This window comes from Pseudomonas sp. Sample_11 (genome assembly GCF_004307505.1).
GTDB lineage: Bacteria > Pseudomonadota > Gammaproteobacteria > Pseudomonadales > Pseudomonadaceae > Aquipseudomonas > Aquipseudomonas atacamensis.
Map to the genome: position 1 here is coordinate 43,275 of NZ_RCOD01000049.1, position 15,058 is coordinate 58,332.

At 61.7% G+C, this 15,058-nt stretch carries 11 protein-coding genes; 8 read left to right on the forward strand and 3 right to left on the reverse strand.

The window, feature by feature from the left end; all coding sequences use genetic code 11:
• The first annotated feature begins 21 nt into the window (after window positions 1-21).
• Both D8U60_RS12910 and D8U60_RS12915 read left to right on the forward strand, forming a co-directional pair.
• Window positions 22-1,206, forward strand: a complete 1,185-nt coding sequence (locus D8U60_RS12910) for a DUF3142 domain-containing protein (RefSeq protein ID WP_130900244.1) — start codon at window positions 22-24, stop codon at window positions 1,204-1,206.
• Complete coding sequence (locus D8U60_RS12915) at window positions 1,193-3,328, forward strand: hypothetical protein (protein WP_130900245.1); 2,136 nt, start codon at window positions 1,193-1,195, stop codon at window positions 3,326-3,328. The genes D8U60_RS12910 and D8U60_RS12915 overlap by 14 nt, the downstream gene beginning before the upstream one ends.
• On the opposite strand, the gene D8U60_RS12920 is transcribed toward D8U60_RS12915, so the two are convergent.
• A complete protein-coding gene (locus D8U60_RS12920) occupies window positions 3,325-3,954 on the reverse strand; it encodes a LysE family translocator (protein WP_016772426.1) in 630 nt (209 codons plus the stop codon). The two genes, D8U60_RS12915 and D8U60_RS12920, sit on opposite strands and share 4 nt — an antisense overlap.
• Window positions 3,955-4,099: 145 nt before the next feature.
• Here D8U60_RS12920 and D8U60_RS12925 point away from each other — a divergent pair, with 145 nt between their 5' ends.
• Window positions 4,100-4,573: an Lrp/AsnC family transcriptional regulator gene (locus D8U60_RS12925; protein WP_122612807.1), complete on the forward strand. Its 474-nt coding sequence runs from the start codon at window positions 4,100-4,102 to the stop codon at window positions 4,571-4,573.
• A gap of 99 nt (window positions 4,574-4,672) precedes the next feature.
• Here the strand turns inward: D8U60_RS12925 and lpdA are convergent, their stop codons facing one another.
• Window positions 4,673-6,073 carry a dihydrolipoyl dehydrogenase gene (gene lpdA / locus D8U60_RS12930; protein WP_071171353.1) on the reverse strand — a complete coding sequence of 467 codons (1,401 nt, stop codon included), beginning with the start codon at window positions 6,071-6,073 and terminating at the stop codon, window positions 4,673-4,675.
• 210 nt (window positions 6,074-6,283) lie between these two features.
• On the opposite strand from lpdA, the gene D8U60_RS12935 reads away from it, so the two are divergent.
• The 5 genes from D8U60_RS12935 to cfaB all read left to right on the forward strand — a co-directional run bounded on the left by D8U60_RS12935 (window position 6,284) and on the right by cfaB (window position 13,603).
• On the forward strand, window positions 6,284-8,245 hold the full coding sequence (locus D8U60_RS12935) for a protease modulator HflK (protein WP_130900246.1): 1,962 nt from the start codon (window positions 6,284-6,286) through the stop codon (window positions 8,243-8,245).
• Window positions 8,242-9,285, forward strand: coding sequence for a protease modulator HflC (locus D8U60_RS12940; protein ID WP_130900247.1), 1,044 nt, complete (start codon window positions 8,242-8,244; stop codon window positions 9,283-9,285). Before D8U60_RS12935 ends, D8U60_RS12940 begins: the two co-directional genes overlap by 4 nt.
• Window positions 9,282-10,331 carry a protease modulator HflK gene (locus D8U60_RS12945; protein WP_130900248.1) on the forward strand — a complete coding sequence of 350 codons (1,050 nt, stop codon included), beginning with the start codon at window positions 9,282-9,284 and terminating at the stop codon, window positions 10,329-10,331. Before D8U60_RS12940 ends, D8U60_RS12945 begins: the two co-directional genes overlap by 4 nt.
• Window positions 10,328-12,238 carry a cation-translocating P-type ATPase gene (locus D8U60_RS12950; RefSeq protein ID WP_130900249.1) on the forward strand — a complete coding sequence of 637 codons (1,911 nt, stop codon included), beginning with the start codon at window positions 10,328-10,330 and terminating at the stop codon, window positions 12,236-12,238. Before D8U60_RS12945 ends, D8U60_RS12950 begins: the two co-directional genes overlap by 4 nt.
• Before the next feature lie 177 nt (window positions 12,239-12,415).
• A complete protein-coding gene (cfaB, locus tag D8U60_RS12955; RefSeq protein ID WP_071171358.1) occupies window positions 12,416-13,603 on the forward strand; it encodes a C17 cyclopropane fatty acid synthase CfaB in 1,188 nt (395 codons plus the stop codon).
• A gap of 10 nt (window positions 13,604-13,613) precedes the next feature.
• Here cfaB and cls read toward each other — a convergent pair whose 3' ends face one another.
• Complete coding sequence (cls, locus tag D8U60_RS12960) at window positions 13,614-15,053, reverse strand: cardiolipin synthase (protein ID WP_130900250.1); 1,440 nt, start codon at window positions 15,051-15,053, stop codon at window positions 13,614-13,616.
• Window positions 15,054-15,058: the final 5 nt, after the last annotated feature.

Sequence of the window (15,058 nt, forward strand, 5' to 3'; positions counted from 1 at the left end):
GGTTTCGGGGATTTTCAAGGTATGCGGTTTATTGTGGGTCTGTTTCTCGGCGTCTTGCTTGCGGGTTGCGAGCAACACGTCGCGCCGCCTCTCGACCAACAACTTTACGTCTGGCAACGGCAATGGACACCTGCCCATGAACCGGCATTGCGCGACACTCGCACTGACTTCTCGACCCTGCGCGTGCTGGCATTGCAGGCCTTTCCCGGCGAGCGGTGGCGCAGGGCGCGAGTTGATCCAGCCTTGTTGAAAGCCGATGGCCGCCCTTTGATTGCAGTGATTCGCGTCGATGGCCAGTTGCAGTCGCTGGACCAGCAGCAGGTCACCGCGCAGATTCTGCAGGTCATTGCCGATTGGCAAGCGCAAGGTCTCACGCTGAACGGTATCGAAATCGACCACGATGCCGGCAATGCACGGCTGCCCGTGTACGCTGAATTCCTCAAACACTTGCGTGCGGTCTTGCCGCCATCGTTGCCTTTGAGCATCACCGCGCTACCGGCGTGGCTCGATAGCGCGCAGTTGCCGGCGCTGTTGCGAAGCGTCGACAGCAGCGTGTTGCAAGTCCACGCCGTGAGCGATCCGCGACTGGGCCTGTTCGATCCCGAGCAGGCGTTGAAATGGGCCAAGGCCTGGGCACGTATCAGCGACAAACCGTTCTATCTGGCGCTGCCGGCCTACGGCGTTGCGCTGTTGAGCGATGACGGTGGCGCGCCGGTAGTGGAAAGCGAAGTGCAACTGGAGCGCGGCGGGCAGCGCCGGGAGTTGCTCGCCGATCCGCAGCAACTCAGCCAATTGGCCAAGACTTTGCGCGAGGATCCGCCTGAGCATCTGACCGGTTTGATCTGGTTTCGCCTGCCGCTGGCCAACGATCGTCGCGCCTGGAGCCTGGCTACTTTACGCGCGGTGGCTCGCGGAGATGTGCTGAACAGTCAGTTGCGCCTGTCATTCAAAGAGCAGGGCGGTTTGTATGACATCCAGCTCGATAACCGCGGCAATCTCGACAGCCCGTGGCCCGCGCAAATCACCCTAAAGGCGCGGGATTGTGCAGGCGCCGATGCGCTCACCGGTTACTCGTTGCAACAAAGTGCCAATCTGCTTACCTTCACCCGCCTGCGTGACGGCCGCTTGCCGGCGGGCGGACAGCGCGCTGTCGGTTGGGCGCGTTGTGCACATATTGATCAAGGAGGTTCGCATGTTGACCCGTAACTGGCCCCGCCATCTGCTTTGCCTGAGCCTCAGCCTGCCGCTGGGTTCGGCGCTGGCCTGCGGCCCGGACTTCCCGATGCGCCTGCTCGACAACCGCGCGCAGACCCTCGCCGATCTGCCCGAAGGCAGTTTCAGCTTCGAAGTCAGTCGCCTCGGTAAAACCATTGCCGGGCTGAAAAATGTCACAGCGGCGACCCATAACCCCAACGACTATGCCGAAGACAACGCGGCTGAGCTGGCTCGCGAACAGGCTGAGCAGGTGGGCCTGAGCGTCGAGCAATACGCTGTGGTCAAGCGCCTGCGCGGGCTCAGCGATGCCCATCAGGCCGAGGAACAGGGCGCCAGTCTGCCGGTGGAAATCCGCTTGTACGTCGCCGGCGCGGTGGCCTTTGCCACCGGCGACCATCAATTGGCCACGGAGTATTTCAACAAGGTGCTGGCGCTGCCGGCGGACCAGCGTCCTTTGCGCAGCACGTGGGCGGCGTATTCCCTCGGGCGCATCGCCTTCGCCATGAGCAACGAGGCGCACGATCGCATCGAAGCGCTGGAAGAAGCGCGCGATGCCTTCCGGCAGGCCCGGCAACTGAGCATCGACGGCTTCAGCGATCCGTTGGAACTGGGCGTTGCCAGCCTCGGTGAAGAGGCGCGGGCGTTGCGCAGCGCGGGCGACTGGAGCGGCGCCATCGAACTGTACGAAGCACAGAACCTGCACGGTTCGGCCGTCGGCTACACCTCGCTCAAGCAACTGATGAACGAACTGGCCGAGTTGCCGGAATCTCAGTTGGCCAAACTGCTGCAGCAGCCAGCAGTGCAGCAACTGGTCACGGCATCGCTGGTCAGCCGTCAGGGCTGGTCTTTCGGTGAGCAGCCGTCGAATGAAAAGAAACTCGTCACTCTCTTGCAAAACAGCACCCGTGGCAGCCTCGACAATGCCGATCGACTGGCAGCGATGAGTTATCAACAGGGCGACTACGCGTCTGCCAAGGCCTTTCTGGTAAACGCCGGGGACGGCGGACTGGCCTGGTGGCTGCGGGCAAAACTGGCGGTGCGTGACGGCGACACGACTGCTGCTGCCGCCGCCTACGCCAAAGCCGCCCAGGCCTTTCCGCAGAATGAAGACTGGGGTTATCGCCGCACGCCGGACTGGGCGTTTGAAACGGTGCAGCCAAAATGCCGGGTCGAGGGCGAAAGCGCGATCCTGGCGCTGCAACGCGGCGAATACCTGCAAGCGTTCGTGCAGCTGTATCGCAGCAACAGCCTTTACTGGTTCGATGCCGCCACCGTTGCCGAGCGGGTGCTGACGGTCGATGAGCTCAAGCAGTACGTCGATGAGAACGTGCCGGCGCCGCCGCCATTGACGCAGCAGGAGCGCGACAACTATGTGCCGCTGTCGGTGGCCGCCAATCTGCGCAATCTGCTCGGTCGGCGCTTGCTGCGTGAGGGGCGATACGAGGAAGCGGTCGGTTATTTCGCCAGTGACGATCTGCAGCACAAGGCCCGGCTCTATGGCGAGCAACGGCTCAAGGCCGAGTCGGCGTGGTGGCCGAGCAAACGCGCCGGTGCGTTGTACAACGCCGCATGGACGGCCCGGGAGTGGGGCATGGACATCCTCGGTTATGAGATGGCCCCTGATTACGCCACCTTCGGCGGCAATTACACGCTGGAGAGCACGAAGCTGGATGTCGGCCCGCTGATTTCCACGGCGGAAGTGCAGCGCCAGCAGGCCAGCGCCGCGCAACCGGATCAGCGTTATCACTATCGTTTTGTCGCCACGGCACTGGCCAGTCGCGCCGCCGATAACTTGCCGCACACCAGTCAGGCGTTTGCTGCGGTGTTGTGCAATGCCGCCGGCTGGAACAGCAGCCTTGAAGACCAGAGTGCGCTGTATCAGCGCTACGTCAAGGAAGGTCCTTATGTGCCGTGGGCGCAAGACTTCGGCAATCAATGCCCGTACCCGGATTTTGAGAATGCCGACAAGCGCTACGTCACCCAGGTGACCGATGCCGTGCGTGGGACGCTGCGGCCGTACAAGTGGCCGGTGCAGATCGGCGCGGTCATCCTGGTCGCTGTTGCTGCGCTACTGCTGATCAGCCGTCGTCAGCGCAAGGTGCGCAAAGGCTAGGCCTGTTGAATGAAGCTCAGGCGTACGGCGAAGCCAATCAACAGACTGCCGAACAGCCATTGCTGAGCGCGCTGGGCGGTTGGACTGTGTTGCAGCCAACGGCCCAGTGCCGCGCCGGTCATGGCGACAACACTGTCGAACAGCAGGCCGACGCTGACCAGCACCAGGCCGAGCACGGCGAACTGTGTCAGCACCGGCGCGCCGCCGCTGACGATAAACTGTGGCAACAGTACCGAGCAGAACAGCAACGCCTTGGGATTGAGCAGGTTGGTCAGCAAACCGCGACGGATCGCATCGCGCCGCTGGCCGGGAGCAGGTGCCTGCTCTTGGGCTTGCACGCTCGGCACCAGCGAGCTGCGAAAACACTGGATGCCGATCCACAGCAGATAGGCCGCGCCGGCGATGCGCACCACGTCAAACGTCCACGGCGCCGTTTTGAACAGCGCCGCCAGCCCCAATGCCGCCAGTGCCACGTGGCAGCCGCGGGCGATGGCCAGGCCCAGCGCGGTGGCCAGCGCTGCACCTCGACCTTGCCGCGCACCGGTTTGCAACAGCAGGATCATGTCCGGTCCCGGCAGTAGCAGAACCACAGCCAGCGTCAAAATAAACAGCCACAGACTTGCCACATCACACCCCTTTTCGATGTCGATTTGCTCGCGCCAGTCTAGAGCGAGAGGGCAGGGCAGGTGCTTGCGTAGTCGGCTTCAATTGTTCGCAGCTTTGGCATAACCTGCTGGTTTTCAACCGTCAGACTATCGGGATCTGCCAAAGATGAAACTCGACGCCTATGACCGCAAGATTCTCGCCGCGCTGCAACGCAACGGGCGTTTGAGCAATGTCGAGCTCGCAGAAGAAATCGGCCTGTCGGCTTCGCCGTGTCTGCGCCGGGTGCGCATGCTGGAAGAGGCGGGGGTGATTCGAGGCTACCAGGCCAATCTGGATCGCGATGAAGTCGGGCTGGGACTGACGGTGTTTGTCGGGGTCAAGGTCGAGCGGCACAACGAAGAACGCGCCGAGGCTTTTTATGCGGCCGTCACTGCGTTGCCTGAGGTGGTCTCAGCGTTTCTGGTGTCCGGCGAATCGGACTTTTTGTTGCAGGTAGTGGTGCCTGACTTGCGCGCTTATGACCGCTTTGTCAGCGCGCACCTGCTGAAGCTGCCGGGGGTGAGCGATATTCGCAGCAACTTTGCCATTCACACGGTGAAAGCGCCGGGGGCTTTGCCGTTGGGGCATCTGCCGGTGTAGACCGGGTGGCGCCATTCGCGAGCAGGCTCGCTCCCACGGGGGAACGCATTCCAAAGTGGGAGCGAGCCTGCTCGCGAAGACGGCGGCAAGGTTTGGAACCTACATCTGCGTCGCCATCCCCTCGACATTCATCGCTGCCTGACGCAACGCTTCCGAACGCGTCGGGTGCGGATGGCAGGTCAGGGCAATGTCCTCGGCCGAGGCGCTGAACTCCATCGCCACACAGAATTCGCCGATCATCTCGCTCACGCTCGGCCCGACCAGATGCACGCCAAGCACTTCGTCCGTGCGCTCGTCGGCGAGGACTTTGGCAAAGCCTTCTGTTTCGTGATTGATCTTCGCCCGGCTGTTGGCGGTGAAAGGAAACTTGCCGACCTTGTAGGCACGGCCCTCGGCCTTGAGCTGTTCTTCGGTCTGGCCGACGCTGGCCAGCTCCGGTTGGGTGTAGATGACGTTGGGGATCAGCGCGTAATTGACCTCGCCAGCCTTGCCGTGGATCTGCTCGACGCAGGCCATGGCTTCGTCTTCAGCCTTGTGCGCGAGCATCGGGCCGGACGTGACGTCGCCGATCACCCAGACCCCGGCGGCTTCGGTGCGATGTTGCTTGTTGGCGAGCATGCCGCGTTTGTCGGTACTGAGGCCGACGTTCTCCAGCCCCAAGCCCTGGGTGTACGGCCGGCGCCCGATGGCCACCAGCACATAATCGGCTTCGATCAGTTCAGCCGTGCCGCCAGCGGCAGGCTCGACACTCAGCTGCACGCCTGTGGCGGAACTGGTGGCGCTGGTGACCTTGGAACTCAATTTGAAGGCAATGCCTTGTTTGCTCAGCGCGCGCTGCAAGGTCTTGCCGGCCTCGCCATCGACGCCGGGGCAGATGCGATCAAGGTATTCGACCACGGTGACCTGCGCGCCGAGTCGGCGCCATACCGAACCCAGCTCCAGGCCGATCACCCCGGCACCAATCACTACCAGATGTTTGGGTACTTCACTCAATGACAGCGCGCCGGTGGAATCGAGGATGCGCTGGTTGTCGATCTCTACGCCGGGCAGGGGAGTGGGCTCGGAACCGGTGGCGATGATTATGTCCTTGGCGCTGAGCTCGCTCTTGTTGCCTTGAGCGTCGGTCACCGTCACTTTGCCCGGGCCGTCGATATGGCCCCAACCCTTGATCCAGTCGACTTTGTTCTTGCGAAACAGAAACTCGATGCCCTTGGTCAGGCCGGCGACGCTCTCGTCTTTTTGTTTCATCATCTGCGCAAGGTTCAGCTTCGGTTCGACCTCGATGCCGAGATTGGCGAACTCCGTGCCCACCGCAGCGGCGTACAGCTCCGACGCGTGCAGCAAGGCTTTGGACGGCATGCAACCGACGTTCAGACAGGTGCCGCCGAGGGTTGCACGTCCTTCGACGCAAGCGGCCTTGAGCCCGAGCTGGCCGGCGCGGATCGCCGCGTTATAACCGCCGGGGCCACCGCCCAGAATTACCACGTCATAGTTGCTCATGCGCTTGCTCCAGATTGCTCGATGGGGATAGCCAAGATTAGTCGCGATAAAAATTATGCGCGTAATATGAGCTTCGCCGGACATTTCGGTCAAGGCTTCAGGCAAGCGACAGCTGCGGCATCCTTGAATAAGCGTAATTGTGTACGAATATTTCACAGCTTGCGTTATATCGTAACGCTATGAACGCAGAGCCTATATTTTCGGGGTGTTATGCAAGTCGATCTTGAGTTGGACGCCACGCCAGTCAACGGGCTGCCGCGCTTTCAGCAGGCAGCCGTGCAGTCACGCAAATTGCGTCGGTTGGCGTATGGACTCGGCGCAGTGGCTGTGTCGGGCTGGGTGCTGGCGTTTTTCGTCGGTTTGTTTGCGCCGCAGTCCCTGTGGTTGCCGTTGTTGGTCAATCAGGGCGCAGCGTTGCTGGTGCTGGTCGCCGGTCTGCAATCGGCGGGGTGGGTGGCGCAATGGCGCGCGCGGGTGATGCATCCGCCCGCTTCGCAATCGACCGTCGTGGAGGAGGGCGCCGCAGCCGAGGGCTGGTACGAAAGGCTGCTGGAGCGCTTGAGCCAGCGCAGCCGCCATCTGCTTGGACAAATCGGTGCGCCGACGTTGTGGCTCGGCGGCTGGGCGTTGCTGGTAGTGCTCAGTATTGAGCAGGTGTGGAATCTCACGTTGCCTGCGGCGGCCTTGGGGCTGTCGGCGAGCATCGGTGGGGCATTGGCGTTGTTGCTGGCGTTTGCCCTGCTCGTGCTGGAGCGGCACCTGGCGCAGGAACCGCCGGCGCAATGGCCGGAAGCGGCTGCGCTGGCGCAACTGACCCGGGTGGTGATCATCACCCTGTTGATCGGTGCGCTGTGTCTGTTGTTTGCCAGCGAAAACGCAGTCTGGCCGGTACGCGTGGTGGTGCTCAGCGCAGTCCTGCCAATGTTGGTTGCCGGCGAACTGCTGTTGCGCGCGTTACTGTCTGTCTTCAGCCCGCGGCGTGAACAACTGGAACCGACCCTGCTGGCGCGCAGTTTTATCGCCGATATGCTGCGTTGGCCGCCGCAGCCGTTGCTGGCGTTGCAGCACGAAATGCACAATCGGTTCGGCATCGATCTGCGGCAGATCTGGGCCTTCAGTTACATGCGCCGGGCGTTGTTGCCGGTGCTGGCGGTGGTCGCCCTGAGCGGCTGGCTGCTGACCGGCGTACATGGGATTCCCCTGCAAGGTCGCGGCATCTACGAGCGCTTCGGTAAACCGGTACAGGTGTTCGGCCCGGGTTTGCATGCCGGTTTGCCCTGGCCATTGGGGCGTGTGATTTCCGTTGAAAACGGTGTGGTCCATGAACTGGCCACCAGTGTCGGCGACAAGCCAACCGCCGTGCAATCCGATTCCGCTGAAGGCCCAGCGCCGCTGACCGCCAACCGTTTGTGGGATGCCAGCCACGTCAACGACAAATCCCAGGTCATCGCCAGCAGCCGCGGCGCGCAACAGGGCCTGCAAATCGTCAATATGGACGTGCGCTTCGTTTATCGCATCGGTTTGAACGACGAGGCGGCGCTCGCCGCGACCTATAACAGCGCCGATGTACCGACGCTGATTCGCAGCACCGCCAGCCGCATCCTGGTTCACGATTTTGCCTCGCGCACCCTCGACGGTCTGCTCGGCGACGACAGGGCTGGGCTGGCTGAGGAAATCGGTCGCGCAGTGCAAAGCGATCTGAACAGATTGAACAGCGGTGTGGAAATCCTCGCCACAGTTGTCGAAGCGATTCATCCACCGGCCGGCGCGGCGAATGCCTATCACAGTGTGCAAGCGGCGCAGATCGGCGCGCAGGCGTTGATCGCTCGCGAACGCGGGGCGGCTGCGCAGGCCACTAACGAGGCGCAGTTGCAGGCGAGTACGGCGCGGGATCAGGCAATGGCAAACGCGCAGGAGATCAACGCCGCTGCGCAAACCGCCGACCTGAAATTCAGCGCCGAACAGAAAGCCTTCGCCAGTGCTGGCCAGGCCTTCGTGCTGGAGCAATATCTCAGCCAGCTCAGTCAGGGCTTGAGTAAAGCCAGGTTGCTGATACTCGATCATCGACTTGGCGGGAGCGCAAATGCGCCAACCATCGATCTGCGTACTTTCACACTGCCGACTGATCCGTCGCCCGCCCGTACCACCGCTCAACCAGGAGCCACCCATTGAGCCAGTCGCCTGTTCATGAAGTTCACGACCACAGCGGCCACGACCACGGCCACGGCGGGCATCACCATCATCATGGGCATCACCACCATCACGGCGAGGTGCCAGAAGTCGGACCATTTCCGTGGCGGCGTATGGGCTGGGCTGCGTTGCTGGTGGCGTTTGCCATTGCCGCCGCAAGTCTGGTGCAAGTGCGCTCCGGTGAAGCCACGGTCATCACCCGTTTCGGTAATCCTTCGCGGGTATTGCTTGATCCCGGTTTGAGCTGGCGCTGGCCGGCACCGTTCGAAGCGGCAATCCCGGTGGACTTGCGTCTACGTACCACCTCAAGTGGTTTGCAGGACGTCGGCACCAAGGACGGTTTGCGCATCATCGTTCAGGCCTACGTGGCGTGGCAGGTGCAGGGTGATCCTGAACACGTGCAGCGTTTCATGCGTGCCGTGCAGAATCAGCCGGACGAAGCGGCGCGGCAGATTCGCACCTTTGTCGGCTCAGCGCTGGAGACCACGGCCAGCAGTTTCGATCTGGCGAATCTGGTCAACACTGATGCCAAACAAGTGCGCATCGGCGATTTTGAAACGCAGTTGCGTCAGCAGATCGATCAACAGTTGCTTGCTACATATGGCGTGCGCGTTGTGCAGGTGGGTATCGAGCGTTTGACTTTGCCATCGGTCACGCTCAGCGCCACGGTCGACCGCATGCGTGCCGAGCGTGAAACCATTGCTACGGAACGTACAGCGATCGGCAAACGCGAAGCGGCGCAAATTCGCTCCGCCGCCGAGCGCGATGCGCGGATCGTCCAGGCCGATGCGACGGTGAAAGCCGCCGATATCGAAGCGCAATCCCGGGTCGAGGCTGCGCAGATTTATGGGCGCGCTTACGCCAGTTCGCCGCAGCTTTACAACTTGCTGCGCTCCCTCGATACCCTCGGCACCATCGTCACGCCGGACACCAAATTGATTCTGCGCACCGATGCCGCACCTTTCCGCGTATTGGTCGACGGCCCACCGACGCTCGACAACAAAGCTGGATCGCAGCCATGAGCGAAGAAGTTCCACGTGGAACACATGCGTTGAACAGTCCGTGGATTCAGGCCGGTCGTCTGACCTTCATCGCCCTGTATGCGATCACTGTTTTGGCCGCACTGGCATGGGTGTTCTCGAATGTCCGGCAGATTGATCCGCAGAACCGCGCCGTGGTGCTGCACTTCGGCGCGCTGGATCGCGTTCAGAATGCCGGGCTGTTATGGGCGTGGCCGCAACCCTTTGAACAGGTGGTTCTGTTGCCGGCGGCGGATCGGATGATCGAGCGCCGAGTGGAAAATCTGTTGCGCAGTGACGAGGCGTTGACGGCTGACCGGGTGGCGTCCTTCGCCACGCCATTGAGTGATGCACTCGCCGGGTCTGGTTATTTATTGACCGGCGATGCCGGCGTAGTGCAACTGGACGTGCGAGTGTTTTACCAAGTCTCCGATCCCTATGCGTTCGTGTTGCAGGGCGAACATGTGCTGCCAGCACTCGATCGGCTGGTGACGCGCAGCGCCGTGGCCCTGACCGCCGCGCGAGATCTCGACACCATTCTGGTCGCTCGCCCGGAACTGATCGGCGCCGACAATCAGGCGGCCGAGCGTCGTGAGCGATTGCGCGGTGATCTGGTGCAAGGCATCAACGCGCGACTCGCTGAACTGAAGGCGAGCGGCCAGGGTATTGGCATTGAGGTGTCGCGGGTGGATGTGCAATCAAGTCTGCCGGAGCCAGCGGTCAGTGCCTTCAATGCGGTTCTGACGGCCAGTCAGCAGGCTGACAAAGCAGTGGCTAACGCGCGCACCGATGCCGAGAAACTTGCCCAGTCCGCCAACGAACAGGCAGACCGCACGCTCCAGGTGGCTCACGCGCAGGCAGGCGAGCGTCTTGCAAAAGCCTCGGCCGATACCGCAACCGTTTCGAGTCTGGCCACGTCTACCGACCCGCAAATGCTCCTGCGTCTGTATCGCGAACGCCTGCCGAAAATTCTCGTTCAGGCCGGGTCGGTCACCACCGTCAACCCGAAAGACGATTCCCGATTGATCATTCAAGGAGCCAGTCAATGACGGCGACCACCGCTGCTCCAGGCCTGTTGTCCTCGGCCGAACAACGTCGCGCCGCGCGTCAGTTGACCCTGGCGATGCTTGCGCTCGGGTTGCTGGGTCTGGGGTTGCTCTGGCGCTGGATGCTCCCGGAGCAAACCGGTGTCAGCCAGTTGCTGCTCGGTTTCGCCTCGTTGCTGGTAGCGGTTCCGGTGATGCGTTCGGCTTGGTACAGCCTGCGTTACCCGAGCCTGCACGGCATCACCGATCAGTTGATCGCGCTGGCCATGCTCGGTGCCTGGGCGACCGGTGATCTGCTCACCGCGGCGTTGTTGCCGGTCATCATGATCTTCGGCCATGTGCTTGAGGAGCGCAGCGTGATCGGCTCCCAGGAAGCGATTAATGCGCTTGGCCAGTTGACCCGCAGCCATGCGCGCAAGCTGCAAGCAGATGGTTCGATCATCGAAGTGGACAACGGCACGCTCAGCGCTGGCGATGTTGTCGAGGTGCGGGCCGGTGATCGAGTGCCGGCGGACGGTCGGGTATTGTCCGGCCATGCGAGTCTCGATACGGCGTCGATTACCGGTGAATCGGTTCCGGTGGAAGCGGGCGTCGGCATGCTGGTGTTTGGCGGCGCGATCAACCTCGATGGATTGCTGCGCGTCGAAGTCACTCGCACCGGCGACGAATCCACTTTGGGCAAAGTCATCGCCCTGATGCAAAACGCCGAGCGCTCGAAACCGCCGATCACGCGATTGCTCGAACGCTATGCCGGCAGCTACATGGTGCTGGTCTTGTTGCTGGCGGCGGTAACCTGGTTCGTCACTCATGATGCGCAAGCAATGCTCGCGGTATTGGTGGCGGCGTGTCCGTGTGCGTTGGTGCTGTCGGCGCCGGCCACGGCGATTGCCGGTGTCGCCGTCGCCGCGCGTCACGGGATTCTGATTCGCAGCTCGGCGTTCCTCGAAGAACTCGCCGATCTGACCTCGCTGGTGGTCGACAAGACCGGCACGCTGACGTACGGCACCTTGCGTTTGCGGTCGATAGACAGCTTGAATGCGGACACCGCCGAAGTGCAGACACTGGCCGCCAGTCTCGGCGCGGCGAGCAGTCATCCGGTGAGCCGGGCACTCGCCGGGATGGCCGATCAGGAAGCCTATTGGCCTCTGACCAACATCCATGAGCGCCAAGGCCTGGGCGTAGTGGCGACGACAGAGAAGGGCGAAGCTGCGCTCGGTCGTCCAGAGTTGTTCGCGCAACTGGGCATCACAACGACCCTCGTTCCTGAACACGATGGCCCGATCGCCGGGTTGGCCCTGAACGGCGAATTCCTCGCCTGGCTGCTGCTAGCAGACAGCATCAAACCGGAGGCGGGCTTTGCCTTGAACGAGTTACGCGAATTGGGGCTGGGACGCCAACTCCTGTTGACCGGTGATCGTCAGAGTGTGGCCCGAACCCTGGCGCAGGAAGTCGGGCTGAATGAAGTCCAGGCGCAAGCGCTCCCGGATGACAAACTCAATCGCGTGCTCAAGGAAATCGATCACGGCTTTCGTCCGATGGTGGTAGGCGACGGTATCAACGATTCACTCGCGCTCAAAGCCGGCGTGGTCGGCGTGGCGATGGGCGCTGGCGGGGCCGACATTGCTCTGGCGTCAGCCGATATCGTGTTGATCGGCAGCGATCTGCGTCGCCTCGGTACTTGCGTGCGCCTGAGTCGTCAGTGCCGGCGTACTTTGCAGGTCAACGTGATTATTGGCCTCGGCTGGACGCTGGCTATCGTGGTCTTCGCGGCGTTCGGCTGGCTTGGTGCGGCCGGGGCGATGATCGCGGCGCTGCTGCATAACCTGAGCACCCTGTTGGTGTTGGGCAACGCCGGACGTTTGCTGCGCTTTCAGGAGCCATTGCTCAGGCTCGACGCTCAGGCTAAATGAAAGAAAATTCATCGAACCGCCGAGTGCGCAGGCAGTCATCTATCGTAAGGCGCGTCGTCTGTGGCGTTCAGCCGATGTGTCGATCACGATAGACAAAGCCGATCGAATCGATAGCCTGCTATTTTTCCAGGTTGGTCTACCCTCAGATCAGACGTCTGAAACAAGGGGGGATTTTCCATGCTCGCGCAACTTCCACCGGCCTTACAGAATCTGCAGTTACCGCTTCGCCTGCGACTCTGGGACGGCCACGAGTTCAATCTGGGCCCGACGCCCAGCGTAACCATCGTCGTCAAGGACCCGCAGATGGTTACTCAATTCACCCACCCAAGCCTGGATGCGCTGGGTGCGGCGTTCGTCGAAGGCAAGCTGGAACTGGAGGGCTCGATCAGCGAGGTCATCCGGGTTTGCGATGAATTGAGCAATGCGCTGCTCGACGAAGACGAAGAGAGTCAGCCGGTGCGTGCGCATCACGACAAAGACACCGACGCCAAAGCCATTTCCTATCACTACGACCTGTCGAATGCGTTCTACCAGCTCTGGCTGGATAGCGACATGGCGTATTCCTGTGCCTATTTCGAAACCGGTAGCGAAACCCTGGAACAGGCGCAGCAAGCCAAATTCCGCCATCTGTGCCGCAAGCTACGCTTGCAGCCGGGCGAGTATTTGCTGGATGTCGGCTGCGGTTGGGGCGGTCTGGCGCGGTATGCGGCGCGAGAGTTCGGCGTAAAAGTGTTCGGTATTACTTTGAGCAAGGAGCAGTTGGCGCTGGCGCAGGAGCGGGTCAAGGCCGAGGGTCTGGAAGATCAGGTCGAACTGCAATTGCTCGACTATCGCGATCTGCCGCAGGACGGCCGCTTCGACAAGGTTGTCAGCGTCGGCATGTTCGAACACGTTGGCCATGCCAATCTCGCCGAATATTGCGCAACGCTGTTTGGCGCGGTGAAGGAGGGCGGCCTGGTGATGAACCACGGCATCACCGCCAAACACACCGATGGCCGCCCGGTTGGACGCGGCGCTGGCGACTTTATCGAAAAATACGTGTTCCCCAACGGCGAGCTACCGCATCTGGCGATGATCTCTACCGAGATCAGTGACGCGGGGCTGGAGATCGTCGATGTCGAAAGCCTGCGTCTGCATTACGCGCGCACGCTCGATCACTGGAGCGAACGATTGGAAGACAATCTCGAAACGGCGGCGCAACTGGTGCCTGAGCAGGCACTACGAATCTGGCGCCTGTATCTGGCCGGTTGCGCTTATGCCTTCGCGCGGGGCTGGATCAACCTGCATCAGATCCTCGCCGTGAAAGCGCATCCGGATGGCAGCCACGAATTGCCCTGGACCCGCGACGACATCTACCACCCCTGAAACGGGGCGCTCAGAGTATCGGCGAAATCAGCCGGGCGATCCGCATGCCGACCTGTTGCAGGTGGTGGATCTCCCGGCTTTCTTCTTTGGCCACTTCATCGGCCAGGGCGAAATCGTCGTTGAGCATTTGTTCCACAGCGGCGGCGAACTCGCTGTCGACGGTCAGTAACATCACTTCGAAATTCAGGCGGAACGAGCGATTGTCCAGGTTGGCGCTGCCGATGGCGCTGATCTCGCTGTCGATCAACACCACTTTCTGGTGCAGAAAACCCGGTCGATAGCGGAACACCCGCACGCCGGCACGCACCGCCTCGAAGGCATACAGGCTGGAGGCGGCATAGACGATGCGATGATCAGGCCGCGACGGCAACAGCAGGCGCACATCGACACCACGCAACACCGCCAGCCTCAATGCCGCGAACACCGCTTCGTCCGGGACAAAGTAAGGGCTGGTGATCCATACGCGTTGCGTTGCTGCGTGAATGGCTTCGACGAAAAACAGCGAGCAGGTTTCGTTGGCATCCGCCGGGCCGCTGGCGAGCAATTGGCAAAGCACGCCGTCCTCCGGATACGCATCCGGAAGGATCAACGGCGGCAGAGTACGAGCAGCCCAGAACCAATCTTCGGCGAACGATTCCTGCATGCAGGCCACCACCGGCCCGCGGACTTTGACGTGGGTGTCACGCCACGGCGCCAATGGTGGCTTCTCACCCATGTATTCATCGCCGACGTTATGCCCGCCGACAAAGCCGACTACGCCATCAACCACAACGATTTTGCGGTGGTTGCGGAAGTTGACCTGAAAGCGGTTGAGCCAGCCGCTGCGCGTGGCAAAGGCTTTGACCTCGACGCCGGCATCACGCAGCGCCTGCACGTAATGATGGGGCAGGGCATGGCTGCCGATGCGGTCGTAGAGCAAATGAATTGATACGCCTTCGGCGGCTTTCTTCAACAGCAAATCACGCAAGCGCTGGCCGAGCCGATCGTCGTGAATGATGAAGAACTGGATCAGCACGGCTGCCTTCGCTTGTGCGATCGCCTGAAAAATCGCATCGAAAGTCGCGGTGCCGTTCACCAGCAGTTGCACCTCGTTGTTCGCCAGGCACGGCATGCGCCCCAGTTTCGGCATTGCGCGCAGTGAGGCGTAGGCACTCGACGCGCGAGCGGCCAAGGCTTCTTCCACCCACGGGCGCCAGTTCAATTCGGAAATGGCCAGGCGCATCTGCTCGTTGGCCTGGCGCCGCGCCTTGATGTAGCCATCGAAGGTGCTGCGACCAAATACCAGATATGGAATAAGCGTGAGGTAGGGAATAAAGATCAGCGACAATGCCCAAGCGATCGAGCCTTGCGCTGTGCGCACGGTGAGCACCGCATGGATCGCAGCGATCGAACCGAGTGTGTGCAACAGGGCGATCAGGTAACCGAAAATGTGCGGTCCAAAAAAATCCATGGGGC